Below are 14769 nucleotides of genomic sequence, written 5' to 3' on the forward strand. Positions count from 1 at the left end.
TGGCGGGACGGCGGGGGCCGACCGGGTGACACGAAGCCGACGGGGACCGCCCCGCCCGTCACCGGCAGGCAAACCCACGCCGGCACCCCCCGCTACCAGGCAGAACCGCCCCCGGCGCTCCCCTCAGGGAACACCCGCCGTGCTCACGCCCCCGCGTCCCGCATGATCTGCTCCCGCAGCCGGCCGCAGCAGCGGCTGATCAGGCGGGAGACGTGCATCTGGGAGACGCCCAGCTGCTCGGCGATGCGGCTCTGGGTCATGTCGGAGAAGAACCGCATGTAGAGGATCGCCCGCTCCCGCTCGGAGAGCGCGGCGAGGCGGGGCTTGACGGACTCGCGGTCGACGACGGTGTCCAGTGCGGGGTCGGCCGAGCCGAGGGCGTCGGCGAGGGAGTAGCCGTCCTCGCTGCCGGGCAGCTCGGCGTCGAGGGAGAGCGCGGTGAAGCTCTCCAGGGCTTCCAGGCCGGTCAGGACCTCGTCCTCGCTCATGCGCGTGTGCCCGGCGATCTCGGCGACGGTGGGCCCGCGGCCCGGGATGGTCTGCGCGAGGTCCTGGACGGCGTGACGGACCCGGTTGCGCAGGTCCTGGACCCGGCGCGGCACGTGCAGGGTCCACATGTGGTCGCGGAAGTGCCGCTTGATCTCGCCGGTGATCGTGGGCACGGCGTAGCTCTCGAAGGCGTTGCCGAGGGCGGGGTCGTAGCGGTCGACGGCCTTGACCAGGCCGAGCGCGGCGACCTGGCGCAGGTCGTCGAGGGTCTCCCCCCGGTTGCGGAAGCGGCCGGCGAGCCGGTCGGCCATGGGCAGCCAGGCCTCCACGAGCCGTCCGCGCAGTGCGTCGCGCTCGGGCCCCGGGGGCAGGGCGGCGAGCCTGCGGAAGGCCTCGGCGGTGTCGGGGGCGTCGTCGTGCGGGTGGTGCTTCGCGCTCACTGGAAGGGGCATCAGCGTCGCAACTCCCTGGAGGGTTCCGGGTTGGACGGTCGGGGTGGGAGCGCGTCCGTGAGGGGTGACCGGACGGGCGCGACCATGGCGGCAGGGGCCGCTCCACGGGCGTGCCTCCGGTCCGAAGCACTGGGTGTGCGCCTGCCCCCGGCCCGTGGCGCCAAACACCGGGGGCAGGTTTTCCCGGCGCACGCAGGGTGACTCGTAGGGCTGCTGCCTGTGCCATCTATGTCCGGGAGGTCAGCACATGAGCACCAAGGTGTCCGATCACATCCTCGAGCGGCTGCGCGAGTGGGGTGTGGACCATGTCTTCGGCTATCCGGGCGACGGCATCAACGGTCTGCTGGCGGCCTGGGGACGGGCCGACAACCAGCCGCGGTTCGTGCAGTCCCGGCACGAGGAGATGTCCGCGTTCGAGGCGGTCGGTTACGCCAAGTTCAGCGGGCGCATCGGAGTGTGCGCGGCCACGTCGGGGCCCGGGGCGATCCATCTGCTCAACGGCCTGTACGACGCGAAGCTGGACCATGTGCCGGTACTGGCGATCGTCGGCCAGACGCACCGCACGGCGATGGGCGGGTCGTACCAGCAGGAGGTCGATCTGCACACCCTGTTCAAGGACGTCGCCTCGGAGTTCGTGGAGACGGTGACGGTCCCGGAGCAGCTGCCGAACGTCCTGGACCGGGCGATCCGCACCGCGTACGCCCGCCGCTGTCCCACCGCGATCATCATCCCGGGGGACGTCCAGGAGCTCGACTACGCGCCGCCCACGCACGAGTTCAAGATGGTGCCGTCCAGCCTGGGCCGCAGCAACTGGACCACGGTGCCCTCCGAGGAGTCGCTCCAGCAGGCCGCGGAGATCCTCAACTCCGGTGAGAAGCCGGCGATCCTGATCGGTCAGGGCGCCGCCGGGGCACGGGCCGAGGTGGAGCGGGTCGCCGAGATGCTCGGCGCCGGTGTCGCCAAGGCGCTGCTCGGCAAGGACGTCCTCAGCGACGAACTCCCCTACGTCACCGGCTCGATCGGGCTGCTGGGCACGCGTCCGTCGTACGAGCTCATGCGGGACTGCGACACCCTGCTGACCATCGGGTCGTCGTTCCCCTACACGCAGTTCATGCCGGAGTTCGGCAAGGCGCGGGCGGTGCAGATCGACATCGACCCGCACATGATCGGGATGCGCTACCCGTACGAGGTGAACCTGGTCGGCGACGCGAAGGCGACCCTCCAGCGGCTGATCCCGATGCTGGACGCGGAGCGCGGTGAGCGCGAGTGGTACGGGACGGTGCGCGACAACGTCAGGCGCTGGCGTGACGTGATGGACCGGCGGGCGCAGCAGTCGGCCGACCCGATCAACCCGGAGTACGTGGCCCGGGCGCTGGACCCGTTGCTGCCGGACGACGTGATCGTCACCTCGGACTCCGGGTCCACCGCCAACTGGTACGCCCGGCACCTGACCATGCGGCCCGGCATGCGCTCCTCGCTGTCCGGCACGCTGGCCACGATGGGTCCCGGAGTGCCGTACGCGATCGGCGCGAAGTTCGCGCACCCGGACCGCCCCGCGATCGCCCTGGTCGGGGACGGGGCGATGCAGATGAACGGCATGGCGGAGCTGATCACGGCGGCCAAGTACCGGGAGCTGTGGGAGGATCCGCGGCTGGTCATCGCCGTCTGGAACAACCACGACCTCAACCAGGTGACCTGGGAGATGCGGGCCATGGAGGGCGCTCCGTCGTTCCTGCCCTCTCAGCAGCTTCCTGACGTGCAGTACGCCGCGTTCGCCCGCTCGCTCGGCCTGACCGGGATCCGGGTGGAGAAGCCCGAGGACGTCGAGGCGGCCTGGCGGGCCGGTCTCGCGGCGGACGGGCCCGCGGTGCTGGAGTTCCTGACCGATCCGGCCGTGCCGCCGATCCCGCCGCACGCGACCTGGGAGCAGATGGAGGCCACGGCCGCCGCGATCCTCAAGGGCGACGCCGACGCCGGGTCGATGGTGAAGCAGGGCTTCAAGGCGAAGGTGCAGGAGTTCCTGCCGGGGCGGGAGAAGAAGTAGCCACGGAGAGGGCGGCCGGTTCGAGCCGGTCGTCCTCCGGGGCCGGGAGCATCAGCTCCTCGTAGCGGCCGAGCGCGAGCAAGGCTGCGAGCATCAGGATCGGTATGAGCGCGGCGAGGACGACCATCGCCAGTCCTTCCCAGGGGAGGTGCGCGGGGGGTTCGCATCGGGTCTCCCCGCCTGCGCCGGACAAACCCCCCGCTTCGGCTGGACGAACCCCGTGTCGGCCTCCGGTCCTCGGGTACGCGGTGCGGACCCGAGGATCTGGAGTGGAGACATGCAGCGAGGCAGCGACCGGCTGAGCCGCCACCGCGACGACGAGATGAAGCACGAACTCCAGGGTCTGCTCCGCTCCGGGCACCCCACCCGGAGCGAGGAGTGGAACGACCCGGAGCCGACCGCCGACGACGATCCGCAGGTCTGGGGCGGCCCCGTGGTACCGGGCGACGAGGGGGCGTCCCTGGAGGGCGTCCGGCTGGAACTGGCCCGGATCCTGGGCCGCAGCTCGTTCCCCGCCGGCCCCGTGGAGCTGGTGCGGGTGCTGCGCCGCCAGAACGCCCCCGACGCCCTCACCGAGGCGGTGGCAGGGCTGCCGCGCAAGGAGCGGTACGCCAACGTCCAGGAGCTCGCGCGGGCCCTCACCCGGACGGAGGGCACGCCGTGACGGCCGCGCTCGTACGGGACGTGATGACGCCCGGGGTGGTGGCCGTCCGCCCGGACGCCTCGCTGGTCGAGGCGGCGCGGCTGATGCGCTCGCAGGACATCGGCGACGTGGTGGTGGCCGACGGCCAGGAGGTCGTCGGGGTGCTCACCGACCGGGACATCACGATCCGGGCCGTCGCCGACGGCACCGATCCGTCGACGGTGAGCGCCCGGTCGGTGTGCACCCCGGATCCGGTGACGGTGGCCCCGGGCGACCCGGTGACGCAGGCGGCGGCGCTGATGCGGGCGCACGCCGTGCGGCGGCTTCCGGTCGTCGAGGACGGCCTGCCCGTCGGCATGGTCAGCCTCGGCGACCTCGCCGCGGACCGTGACCCCGGCTCGGCGCTGGCCGACATCAGCCGCGCCGCGCCCGGCCCGGAGCCCGGGGCGGACCGGCGGGACCTGCCGTGAGGGACCGCCGTACAGGGAAAGAGCTTTCAAGGAAAGGACGTTGAGTCTCATGCGTATCGCGTTTCTGACCGCACCCGAGGGCGTCGAGCAGGTCGAGCTCACCGATCCGTGGCAGGCCGCGCTGGACGCGGGGCACGAGCCCGTGCTCGTCTCGACGGAGCCGGGGAAGATCCAGGCGTTCAACCATCTCGACAAGGGGGACACCTTCCCCGTGCAGGAGGTCGTGGGCGAGACGTCCGCGGACTCCTTCGGCGGCCTCGTGCTGCCCGGCGGGGTGGCCAACCCGGACTTCCTGCGGACGGACGAGAAGGCCGTGGCGTTCGTGCGGGACTTCTTCACCCAGGGGCGCCCGGTGGCCGCGATCTGCCACGCGCCCTGGACGCTGATCGAGGCGGACGTGGTCCGGGGCCGGGTGCTGACCTCGTGGCCGAGTCTTCGGACGGACATCCGCAACGCGGGCGGCACCTGGGTGGACGAGCAGGTGAAGGTCTGCGACCACGGGAACAACAAGCTGGTCACCAGCCGCAAGCCGGACGACCTCAAGGCGTTCTGCCAGACGTTCCTCGACGTGTTCGCCCAGGAGGCCGCCTGATGGACGGCACCGACCAGGACGCCGCCGCGTCCGCCGACCGCAAGCAGCGTCAGCGTGCGGACTTCCACGCCGACGACCCGGCCGCCGGGCCGCTCACCACCGACCAGGGTGTCGAGGTCGACCACACCGACGACTCGCTCACCGCGGGTGAGCGCGGTCCGACGCTGATGGAGGACTTCCACTTCCGGGAGAAGCTCACCCACTTCGACCACGAGCGGATCCCGGAGCGGGTGGTGCACGCGCGGGGCGCGGGCGCCTACGGGTACTTCCAGCCGTATGAGTCCTGCGCCGAGTTCACCCGGGCCGCCTTCCTCCAGGACCCGGCGGTCCGCACCCCCGTCTTCGTGCGGTTCTCGACCGTGCAGGGGCCGAAGGGCTCCGCGGACACCGTGCGGGACGTGCGCGGTTTCGCCACCAAGTTCTACACGTCCGAGGGCAACTACGACCTGGTCGGGAACAACTTCCCGGTCTTCTTCATCCAGGACGGCATCAAGTTCCCGGACTTCGTGCACGCGGTGAAGCCGGAGCCGCACAACGACATGCCCACCGGCGCCTCCGCGCACGACACCCTGTGGGACTTCGTGTCGCTCCAGCCGGAGACCCTGCACGCGATCATGTGGCTGATGTCGGACCGCGCGATCCCGCGCAGCTACCGCATGATGCAGGGCTTCGGCGTGCACACCTTCCGCTTCGTGAACGCGGAGGGCCGGGGCACCTTCGTGAAGTTCCACTGGAAGCCGAGGCTGGGCTCGCACTCGCTGGTGTGGGACGAGGCGCAGGAGTGCCAGGGCCGCAACCCGGACTTCAACCGGGGTGACCTGTGGGACGCCATCGAGGCCGGCGAGTACCCGGAGTGGGAGCTGGGGGTGCAACTGGTGCCGGAGGAGGACGAGTTCGCGTTCGACTTCGATCTCCTCGACGCCACGAAGCTGATCCCGGAGGAGCTGGTGCCGGTACGGCCGATCGGCCGGATGGTGCTCGACCGCAACCCGGAGAATTTCTTCGCGGAGACCGAGCAGGTCGCGTTCCACACCGCGAACGTGGTGCCGGGCATCGACTTCACCAACGACCCGCTGCTCCAGGCCCGCAACTTCTCCTACCTGGACACCCAGTTGACCCGCCTCGGCGGACCCAACTTCGCGCAGCTGCCGGTGAACCGGCCGGTGGCGCCGGTGCGCACCAACCAGCGCGACGGCGCCCACCAGAGCGCGATCCACCGGGGCACCAACTACTCCCCGAACTCCCTCGGCGGTGGCTGCCCGGCCCACGCCGGCGTCAACGGGAAGGCGTTCACCCACTACACCGAGCGCGTCGACGGGCACAAGATCCGGCGGCGCAGCCCGAGCTTCCAGGACCACTGGAGCCAGCCGGCGCTGTTCTGGAACAGCATGAGCGACTGGGAGAAGCAGCACATCGTCGAGGCGTTCCGTTTCGAGCTGGGCAAGGTGGACGCCCGGGCGGTACGGGCCCGCACGGTCGAGCAACTCGCCAAGGTGAACGGCGAGTTGGCGGCCGGGGTGGCCCGCGGCATCGGCGTACCGCAGCCGTCAGGACCGGCCGCCGAGGCCACCGAAGCCGAGGCCTCCAAGTCCGCCTCCCCCGCGCTCAGTCTGGAGGCGCAGCGCGGCGACGGCTCGATCCGCACCCGGCAGATCGCGGTCCTGGTCACCGACGGGATCGACGCCGAGCAGGTGACCTCGGTGCGGGAGCGGCTGGCCGCCGAGGGCGCGATCGTGGAGGCGCTGGCCCCGGTCGACGGGGAGGTGCGGGGAGCCGACGGCGAGCTGTACACCGTCGACCGCGCGCTGCCGACCGTGGCGTCGGTGCTGTACGACGCCGTCCTGCTGCCGGGCGGGCCCGTGGGCACCCCGCCGGCCGCCGCCGACCCCGACGCGATGCGGTTCGTCCGGGACGCCTACCGGCACGGCAAGCCGATCGGCGCGCTCGGTTCGGGTGTGGGGATCCTGTCGGCCCTGGAACCGGAGGGGCTGCGGCTGTCCGCCGAGTTCCATCACGTGGAGTCCGACCGGGGCGTGGTGACGGAGACGTCGCCGGGCGCGGCGGGCGAGGAGTTCCTGGACGCGTTCGTGGCGGCGATCGCCGCGCACCGGCACTGGGACCGGCTGCCCACGCGCCACTGAACGCTCGTGGCACGTCGACGGTGACCTGCTGATCATGCGATCGGCGGGTCACCGTTCGCGGTGCCGGGCCCGGTCAGGCCTCCCCCGGAACGGCCGACCGGCCCCGGTCAGCCCTCCCCCGGAGCAACCGACTCCCCCGGCTTCCGCTCCCGCGCCCCTTCCCGGGTGCGGCCCGCGGCCACGGTCCGGTCGGGGTTGCGGCGCAGGTACTCGCCCTCCAGGCCCGCCATGCGGTCGTTGTGCGCCCTGAGCGCGTCGTTCGAGCCGTAGAGCAGTGTGTCGTGCCGCGTGCGGTGGATCGTCTCCAGCTCCTTCATCAGCTGCTGGTCGTCCAACCGGCTGGGGTCGACTCCGTTCATGGTGGTACCCCGCTCGTCGTGTTCGTCCATCCGCTTCGGGTACCCGCCCGGCGAGCACTACCGCACTGCCCCCGAACGGCATCCGGGAGGGAATCATGGATCTCGCCTTTCTGCATCCACTCTACGAACATCAGGGCCCTTGGGCCTCCGTGTACGTCGGCACCCCGCCTCGCACGGAGGACGCCCCCCACGAACGGCATCTCGCGGCGGTCGCGGTCGCCCGGGAGCTGTCCGCGCAAGGGGCCGACGAGGACACCTGCGTGGCGGTGCGGGAGGCGCTGGAGGAGCTGCGGTACTCGTCGGATCCGCACGGCAGGGCCGTCTTCGCCCGGGCCGGCGAGGTGGTCCTGGAACCGCCGCTGACCAGGTCCCCCGAGGCCGACGTGGTCCGCTGGGGCACGCTGCCGCACACCGCGCCGCTGCTGGAGCTGGCCGGGGAGGACCCGGTCTGCGTGGTGGCGTACGTCGACCGCAAGGGCGCTGACTTCGAGCTGCGCGGGGCGCTGGGCCGCGAGGACGCCGGTTCGGTGACCGGGAAGCAGTGGCCGGTGCACCGCACGAGCACCGCCGACTGGTCGGAGCGGCACTTCCAGCTGCGGGTGGAGAACACCTGGGAGCACAACGCGGCCGAGATCGCCGACGCGCTGGCCGTCTGCCAGGAGGAGACCGGCGCCGACCTGCTGATCCTGGTCGGTGACGAGCGCGAGAAGCGGTCGGTGCACGACCGGCTCCCGAAGCGGCTGCACGACCTGGTCGTGGAGGCCGAGCACGGCGCCGGCAGCCGGCTGCTCGACGAGGACGTGGAGCGGGCCCGCACCGGTCACGTACGGCAGCGCGCGGAACGGGAGCTGGAACGGTTCCTCACGGCCCGGGCGCCGGGCGAGGACGGGCGTCCCGGCGCCGTGGAGGGCGTGCCCGCGCTGGTCGAGGCGGCGCGTGAGCACCGTATCGGCGAACTCCTGATCCGCCCGGACGGCCCCGACGCGCACCGCACGGTGTGGATCGGCGAGGACCCCGACCAGCTGGCGGCCCGCCGGACCGAGCTGAAGATCCTCGGCGAGCAGAACTCCTGGTCGGCCCGTGCGGACGACGCGCTGATCAGGTCGGCGGTGGCGACGGGTGCGCCCGCGCTCTCGGTGACGGCGGCCGACGGCGGTCCGGCCGAGGACACGCCGGTGGGCGGCCTCGGCGCGCTGCTGCGCTGGGCCTGAGACGCCCCGGAGGGGCCCGGTGACCGTCGGTCACCGGGCCCTTTCCACGCGTCGCTCGTCCCACACGGGCTCGTCGGTCTCGCGCACCCGCCCGTCCGAGCCGAAGACGAGGAAGCGGTCGAAGGACTTGGCGAACCAGCGGTCGTGGGTGACCGCGAGGACCGTGCCGTCGAAGGCCTCCAGGCCCTCCTGGAGGGCCTCCGCGGACTCCAGGTCCAGGTTGTCCGTGGGCTCGTCCAGGAGCAGCGCGGTGACGCCCTGGAGCTCCAGGAGGAGGATCTGGAAGCGGGCCTGCTGGCCCCCGGAGAGCCGGTCGAAGCTCTGCTCGGCCTGGCCGGTCAGCTCGTAGCGACGCAGCCGGGACATCGCGGCGCCGCGGTCCTGGGCGTGCTCCTTCCACAGGATGTCGAGGAGGGTGCGGCCGAAGAGCTCGGGGTGGGCGTGGGTCTGCGCGAAGTGCCCCGGCACGACCCGCGCGCCGAGCTTCCACTCCCCCGTGTGCGCCACGGTGGGGTCCCCGGCCAGCAGCCGCAGGAAGTGCGACTTGCCGGAGCCGTTGGAGCCGAGGACGGCGACCCGCTCGCCGTAGAACACCTCCAGGTCGAAGGGGTTCATCAGGCCGGTGAGTTCAAGTCCCTTGCAGGTGACGGCCCTTACGCCGGTACGGCCGCCCTTGAGCCGCATCGTGATGTCCTGCTCGCGCGGCGGCTCGGGCGGCGGCCCGGCCTCCTCGAACTTGCGCAGGCGGGTCTGGGCGGCCTGGTAGCGGGAGGACAACTCATGGCTGATGGAGGCGGCCTGACGGAGGTTCAGCACCAGCTTCTTCAGCTGGGCGTGCTTCTCGTCCCAGCGCCTGCGCAACTCCTCGAAGCGGGCGAAGCGTTCACGCCGTGCCTCGTGGTAGGTGGCGAAACCACCGCCGTGCACCCAGGCGTCCGCGCCGGTCGGCGAGGGCTCCACCGACACGATCTTCTCGGCGGCCCGGGACAGCAGCTCGCGGTCGTGGGAGACGAAGAGGACCGTCTTGCGGGTCTCCTTCAGGCGCTCCTCCAGCCAGCGCTTGCCGGGCACGTCGAGGTAGTTGTCCGGCTCGTCGAGCAGCAGCACCTCGTCCGTGCCGCGCAGCAGCGCCTCGAGGACGAGCCGCTTCTGCTCGCCGCCGGAGAGCGTGCGCACCTGCCGGAACTGCGCCTTGTCGTACGGCACGCCGAGGGCGGCGGTGGTGCACACGTCCCACAGCGTCTCGTACTCGTAGCCGCGGGCCTCGGCCCAGTCGGAGAGGGCCTGCGCGTACTTCAGCTGGGCGGCCTCGTCGTCGACGGTCATGATCAGGTGCTCGGCCCGGTCCACGTCCTGGGCGGCCTCACGGATCCGCGGCGGCGCCACCGACACCAGCAGGTCCCGTACGGTCGTCTCGTCCCGCACGGACCCGACGAACTGGCGCATGACCCCCAGGCCGCCACTGACGGTGACCGTCCCGCCGTGCGGTTTCAGCTCCCCGGAGATCAGCCGCAGCAGTGTCGTCTTGCCGGCCCCGTTGGGCCCGACGAGCGCCACGACGGCCCCTTCCCCCACCCGGAACGACACATCGCCGAGCAGGGCCCTCCCGTCGGGGAGGTAGTACTCGAGGTGCGCGGCTTCCAGATGTCCCATGGGCGGCATTGTCGGGGGAAGGACAGGAGCCGGGCAAACGCATATGCGATCCCTGACGAACCATCAGTCCATATAGCGATACACGGGTCTCACCATGCGACATGCGGGCGTACGGTTCGGTCATGTCGAATCCTCAGGACAGACCGCAGGAGACCGCCGTCTACACCCACGGGCACCACGAGTCCGTGCTGCGCTCGCACACCTGGCGCACCGCCGCCAACTCGGCGGCCTATCTGCTCGGCTCGCTGAAGCCCCACATGAAGATCCTCGACATCGGCTGCGGTCCGGGCACGATCACCGCCGACCTGGCCGCGCTGGTCCCCGACGGGCACGTCACCGGCGTGGACCACGCGCCGGGCATCCTGGACCAGGCACGGGCCACGGCGGCCGAGCGGGGCCTGACGAACGTCGACTTCGCGGTCGCCGACGTGCACGCCCTCGACTATCCCGACGACACCTTCTGCGTGGTCCACGCCCACCAGGTGCTCCAGCACGTCGGCGACCCGGTGCGGGCGCTGCGCGAGATGGCGCGGGTCACGAAGCCGGGCGGCTGGATCGCCGTCCGCGACGGGGACTACGCCGCGATGACCTGGTACCCGGCGTCCGAGGGGCTCGACTACTGGCTGGACCTGTACCGGCGGGTGGCCCGCGCCAACGGCGGGGAGCCGGACGCCGGGCGCCGGCTGAAGTCCTGGGCGCTGCGGGCGGGGCTGACGGACATCACGGCGACCTCCAGCACCTGGACCTACTCGACCGCCGATGAACGCCAGTGGTGGAGCGGGCTGTGGGCGGACCGCACGCTGGCCTCCGCGTACGCGGAGCGGGCCACCGAGGGCGGCCACGCCACCGCGCGGGAACTGCGGGCGGTCTCGGACGCCTGGCGGGAATGGGGACAACAGGAGGACGGCTGGTTCGCTGTCCTGCACGGGGAAATCCTGTGCAGGAAGGGAGCCTGAAGCACCGCACCAGGCGGTGACCCACGGACTCGTCCGGGTCACTCCCGGGGAAGCAGCGGTCCCAGCGGCCCGAGGTCGAGGTTCAGGTCCTCGGGCCGCAGCCCGTAGCGCTCGCGCAGCTCGGTCATGCGGTCGTCGAGCAGCATCAGGGTGAGCCCGATCCGCTCCTCCTGCTCCTCGCTCAGGTCGCCCTCGTCGAACCGGCGCAGCGCCTGGCGCTCCATGAGCTGCCGCAGCAGCTCCACCACGGTCAGGACCAGCTTGACCAGGTCCCGCTCGACGGTGTCGGGCTCCAGGTCCAGCCGGTTGGGTCGGGCCGTCACGTCAGTCTCCCCAGGGTGAGGGCACTTGCGCGTTGACCGAGCTGATCAGCGCGTTCAGGTCGATACGGACGAGGTCGACGTCCGCGATGCGCAGAGTGATGTCCCCCGTGATGACGACCCCGCCGGCCAGCAGCCGGTCGAGGAGGTCGACGAGGGCCACCTCGCGCCGTTCGATCACGGTCACGGGCGCTCCTCCTCGCTGAGCTGCGTGAAGGAATACGCGGCCCACGGGCCCGTGAGTTCCACGCGCATTCCCGGGGTGTCGTCCTTCATGCGGTCCACCCGTTCCACGAATTCCTCGGAGGCCGTGCGCGGTACGAGATAGGCGGCGTTGAGGACGTTCCGTCCGGGGGCGCCGGAAAGCGTGGCGTTCTGCGGGGCGTGCAGCCGGGAGTCCTCGGCGTGGGCGGACAGCAGGTCGTGAATACGGGTCGCGAAGGACTCGGCCTTCTGCCAGCTGTCCTCGGTCGCCCTGGTCTGCTGCCGCCGCAGCCGCAGATAGTCCCGGCCGGACGCCGGCTGCGCGGGCTTCTCCTGCTCCTGCTCGTGCTTCTCGGACTCGGCGTACACCTTCACGCCCCATTCGACCCGGCCCTGCACCCGGTCGAGGATGCGGTGGAAGTCCTCCTCGCGCGCCTCCATCATCGTCCGTACGCCGCTGTCGTCCCGGAAGACGGTGCCGAGCCGGAGCGGCAGCGGGGTGGTGACGGCGGTCAGCGCGTCGATGACGAGCTGGTGGGTCCGGGCGGTGGCGGTCAGCCACTCCAGGTCCTCCAGATGGGCCCGGAGCGGGGCTTCGGCGAAGTCCCGCTCCGGCACATGGCTCACCACGGCGATCAGACCGTGGTGGGTGAGCAGCCGCGGCGGATCGCCCCCCAGTCCCGTCAGCTGGGACTGGAGGGCGGCGCCGAAGGGACGGCACACGGCGTAGACGTAACGCAGTCCGGTCATGAACCCTCCTCCTGGGCCCGGCGGGGCTCCAGTTCCTCCAGCCGGGCCAGGCGCTCGCGCAACTCGGCGTTCTCCCGCGACAGTTCGTCGCGGCGGGCCTTGGTGGACAGGGCCGGGTCGTCCTCCCACCAGTCGATGCCCATCTCCTTGGCCTTGTCGACCGAGGCGACGATCAGCCGCAGTTTGATGGTGAGCAGTTCGATGTCGAGCAGGTTGATGCGGATGTCGCCCGCGATCACGATGCCCTTGTCCAGCACTCGCTCCAGGATGTCCGCCAGGTTCGCTCCGCTCCCCTGGCCGTACGGATCCGGGAGCCGGCTGGGCATGCTCATCGTCGGCTCCCGCCCTCGGCGTACTCTTCCTCGTCCTCCGGAGCCTCTTCCTCTTCCTCGTACTCGTCCTCGGGCTCCTCGTCCTCAGGCTCCTCGTCCTCGGCGAGCTCGTCCTCCGGCTCGTCCTCGTCGTACTCCTCGTACTCGTCCTCGGCTTCCCCGTCCGGGGCTTCCTCGTCCTCTTCTTCCTCTTCCTCGTCCCGGAGCTCGTCGTCCGGCTCGGTGTCCTCGTCCTCGGAGGCCTCGGCGCCTTCCTCGTCCTCGGCGCTCTCCTCTTCCTCCTCGGCCACCGCGTCCTCGTGGCTCTTGACGACCTCGCCGTCCTGGATCTCGCCGCGCCAGCCGTCCTCCGCCTCGCCCTTGAGGGTGATGAAGCGGGCGAAGTGCTTGAGGTCGAGACGGGCCCGGCGGCCCTGGGCGCGCCAGATGTTGCCGGTCTTCTCGAAGAGCCCCGTGGGGTAGTACTCGATGACCAGCAGGACGCGGGTGAGGTTGTCGGCGAGCTTGTGGAAGGTGACGACACCCTTGGTCGTGCCCTTGGCGCCCTCCGAGGTCCACTGGATCCGCTCGTCGGGAACCTGTTCGGTGGTGGTCGCCTTCCAGCTGCGGCTGGACCAGAAGATCTTCGCCTGCCAGTCGGTGTGGGTGTCGTCGGCGCGGTTCGCGCTCTTGACGCCCTTGGCGAAGGTGGAGAAGTCCTGGTACTGCGTCCACTGGTCGTAGGCGGTGCGCAGGTCCACGCCCACGTCGATGAACTCCATGATCACCGTGGGCTTCTGGCCCGCGCCGCCCTTTTTCTTGCCCTTGCCGCCGCCGAGGTTCTTGAAGGCGCCGACCACGCTGTCCTTGGCCTTGCCCGCTCCGAGTTCCAGCGCGCTGCGCAGCGGCCCCTTGCCCTCGGCGAGCTTCTTGCCGCCGTCGAGGGCGAGCTTGGCGAACCCGGGGCTGTTGCCCTCGGCGATGTCGTTCAGCTTGCCGGTGGTCTCGCCCAGCTTGTGTCCTACGCCGACCAGCATCCGCTGGACCTGTGCGGAGAGGTACTCCTGCACCTCGGCCTTGAGCCGGTCGGCGGCCTCGCTGTGGGCCACCTCGGTCAGCGGGTTGCTCTTCGCCTTGTCGGTGGCGTCACGTGCGGATCCGACGGTATCGGTCATCACTCACCGCCTCCCTTCGGCATGCGGGCCCGGGTGCCTCGGCCGGCTCCCCTGGCCGCGGTCGTCTTCTTGGCGGCCGCCTTCTTCGCCGTGGTCTTCTTGGCCGCGGTCTTCTGGCCGGCCGTCCGGCTCTGGGACGCCTTCTTGGCCGGCGCCTTCTTCGCGGGGGCCTTCTTGGCCGCCGACTTCTTCGCGGGGACCCTCCTGGCCGTCTTCTTCGCGGCGGCCGGGGCTTCGTCCGACTCGTCGTCGTCCTCGTCGTCGGCTTCCGCCTCGGCGTCGTCGTCGGCCTCGTCCTCGTCCGAGGGCTCCTGGTCGGCCCGGTCGGCCCTGCGGCCCCTGGTGCCAGTCTCCTCCTCGTCCGGCTCCTCGTCCTCCTCGGAGTCCTCACCGTCCTGGAGACCGGGCACCTCCGGCGCCACGCCGGAGAGCTGGTCGCGGACCTGGGCGGTCCGGCCGTGCAGCCGGTCGGCCAGCGCGTCGATCTGCCGCTCCACCATGGCACCCGAGGCCGCCTTGCCGACGCCCCTCAGATCCTCCCGGAGCGTGTCCCCTATCTCCTTGAACTGCGGGTTCTTCAGCAGTTGCTGGGAGACCAGATCGGCCACTGCCTTCGGGCTGAGGTGCATCCGCTTGCCGGCCACGATCGTGCCGACGGCGAAGGCCAGTTTCAGTTTCTTCGTACGTCCTAGGAGGTATCCGGCCCCTACCGCGAGGCCCATTCCCACTCGGTTCATCGTGTCGTCCCGTCGCCAGTCCCCGCGCCGCCGCGCAGGCCGATCTCCAGTCGTTCGAGGAGCTCGTCCTCCTGTCGGTCGAATTCCTCCTCGTCGATCTCGCCCGCCTCAAGGCGCTCCTCGAGCTGGGCGAGTTCGGCCCGGACCGCCGCCGGGTCGTAGTAGAGGCGCTCCGCTTCGTTCAGCACCTGTCTGATCACCCAGGCGCTGCCGCGCACCGGGGCGAAGGGCAGGAGCAGTACCTCTCCGATGAGACCCACAC

At 71.2% G+C, this 14769-nt stretch carries 17 protein-coding genes; 7 read left to right on the forward strand and 10 right to left on the reverse strand.

The genetic code is table 11. From position 1 onward, the window contains the following. Positions 1-143 precede the first annotated feature (143 nt). Entirely contained in the window at positions 144-941 is a 798-nt protein-coding gene (locus H295_RS0100105) for an RNA polymerase sigma factor SigF (protein WP_028808889.1), read from the reverse strand. 247 nt (positions 942-1188) lie between these two features. On the opposite strand from H295_RS0100105, the gene H295_RS0100110 reads away from it, so the two are divergent. The 5 genes from H295_RS0100110 to H295_RS0100130 all read left to right on the forward strand — a co-directional run bounded on the left by H295_RS0100110 (position 1189) and on the right by H295_RS0100130 (position 6831). Continuing rightward, positions 1189-2985, forward strand: a complete 1797-nt coding sequence (locus H295_RS0100110; protein ID WP_020133302.1) for a thiamine pyrophosphate-requiring protein — start codon at positions 1189-1191, stop codon at positions 2983-2985. 277 nt (positions 2986-3262) lie between these two features. Then, a complete protein-coding gene (locus H295_RS0100115) occupies positions 3263-3649 on the forward strand; it encodes a DUF2795 domain-containing protein (protein WP_020133303.1) in 387 nt (128 codons plus the stop codon). After that, positions 3646-4098, forward strand: a complete 453-nt coding sequence (locus H295_RS0100120) for a CBS domain-containing protein (RefSeq protein WP_020133304.1) — start codon at positions 3646-3648, stop codon at positions 4096-4098. The genes H295_RS0100115 and H295_RS0100120 overlap by 4 nt, the downstream gene beginning before the upstream one ends. 49 nt (positions 4099-4147) lie before the next feature. Beyond that, positions 4148-4690: a type 1 glutamine amidotransferase domain-containing protein gene (locus H295_RS0100125; protein WP_020133305.1), complete on the forward strand. Its 543-nt coding sequence runs from the start codon at positions 4148-4150 to the stop codon at positions 4688-4690. Continuing rightward, positions 4690-6831 carry a catalase gene (locus H295_RS0100130; RefSeq protein WP_020133306.1) on the forward strand — a complete coding sequence of 714 codons (2142 nt, stop codon included), beginning with the start codon at positions 4690-4692 and terminating at the stop codon, positions 6829-6831. Before H295_RS0100125 ends, H295_RS0100130 begins: the two co-directional genes overlap by 1 nt. Before the next feature lie 107 nt (positions 6832-6938). Here H295_RS0100130 and H295_RS0100135 read toward each other — a convergent pair whose 3' ends face one another. After that, positions 6939-7220 carry a DUF6158 family protein gene (locus H295_RS0100135; RefSeq protein ID WP_020133307.1) on the reverse strand — a complete coding sequence of 94 codons (282 nt, stop codon included), beginning with the start codon at positions 7218-7220 and terminating at the stop codon, positions 6939-6941. 65 nt (positions 7221-7285) lie between these two features. Here H295_RS0100135 and H295_RS0100140 point away from each other — a divergent pair, with 65 nt between their 5' ends. Further along, on the forward strand, positions 7286-8401 hold the full coding sequence (locus H295_RS0100140) for a Vms1/Ankzf1 family peptidyl-tRNA hydrolase (RefSeq protein ID WP_020133308.1): 1116 nt from the start codon (positions 7286-7288) through the stop codon (positions 8399-8401). A gap of 30 nt (positions 8402-8431) precedes the next feature. Here the strand turns inward: H295_RS0100140 and H295_RS0100145 are convergent, their stop codons facing one another. After that, entirely contained in the window at positions 8432-10054 is a 1623-nt protein-coding gene (locus tag H295_RS0100145; RefSeq protein WP_020133309.1) for an ABC-F family ATP-binding cassette domain-containing protein, read from the reverse strand. Positions 10055-10176: 122 nt separating this feature from the next. On the opposite strand from H295_RS0100145, the gene H295_RS0100150 reads away from it, so the two are divergent. After that, positions 10177-11010: a class I SAM-dependent methyltransferase gene (locus H295_RS0100150; protein WP_028808890.1), complete on the forward strand. Its 834-nt coding sequence runs from the start codon at positions 10177-10179 to the stop codon at positions 11008-11010. A gap of 38 nt (positions 11011-11048) precedes the next feature. On the opposite strand, the gene H295_RS0100155 is transcribed toward H295_RS0100150, so the two are convergent. Genes H295_RS0100155 through H295_RS0100185 form a run of 7 tightly spaced genes read right to left on the reverse strand, consistent with a single transcriptional unit; the run spans position 11049 to position 14767 of the window. After that, positions 11049-11333, reverse strand: coding sequence for a gas vesicle protein K (locus tag H295_RS0100155; RefSeq protein ID WP_020133311.1), 285 nt, complete (start codon positions 11331-11333; stop codon positions 11049-11051). Between the two features lies 1 nt (position 11334). Then, positions 11335-11517 (reverse strand): gas vesicle protein, encoded by a 183-nt coding sequence (locus H295_RS0100160; RefSeq protein ID WP_020133312.1) that lies wholly within the window; start codon positions 11515-11517, stop codon positions 11335-11337. Beyond that, positions 11514-12284: a GvpL/GvpF family gas vesicle protein gene (locus H295_RS0100165; RefSeq protein WP_020133313.1), complete on the reverse strand. Its 771-nt coding sequence runs from the start codon at positions 12282-12284 to the stop codon at positions 11514-11516. The genes H295_RS0100160 and H295_RS0100165 overlap by 4 nt, the downstream gene beginning before the upstream one ends. After that, positions 12281-12616: a gas vesicle protein gene (locus tag H295_RS0100170; protein WP_020133314.1), complete on the reverse strand. Its 336-nt coding sequence runs from the start codon at positions 12614-12616 to the stop codon at positions 12281-12283. Before H295_RS0100170 ends, H295_RS0100165 begins: the two co-directional genes overlap by 4 nt. Further along, positions 12613-13770, reverse strand: a complete 1158-nt coding sequence (locus tag H295_RS0100175) for an SRPBCC family protein (RefSeq protein WP_020133315.1) — start codon at positions 13768-13770, stop codon at positions 12613-12615. The genes H295_RS0100170 and H295_RS0100175 overlap by 4 nt, the downstream gene beginning before the upstream one ends. Then, positions 13770-14507, reverse strand: a complete 738-nt coding sequence (locus tag H295_RS0100180; RefSeq protein WP_028808891.1) for a hypothetical protein — start codon at positions 14505-14507, stop codon at positions 13770-13772. The genes H295_RS0100175 and H295_RS0100180 overlap by 1 nt, the downstream gene beginning before the upstream one ends. Beyond that, positions 14504-14767, reverse strand: coding sequence for a gas vesicle protein GvpG (locus H295_RS0100185; RefSeq protein WP_020133317.1), 264 nt, complete (start codon positions 14765-14767; stop codon positions 14504-14506). Before H295_RS0100185 ends, H295_RS0100180 begins: the two co-directional genes overlap by 4 nt. Positions 14768-14769: the final 2 nt, after the last annotated feature.

Source organism: Streptomyces sp. 351MFTsu5.1, assembly GCF_000383655.1.
Classification (GTDB): Bacteria; Actinomycetota; Actinomycetes; order Streptomycetales; family Streptomycetaceae; genus Streptomyces; species Streptomyces griseorubiginosus.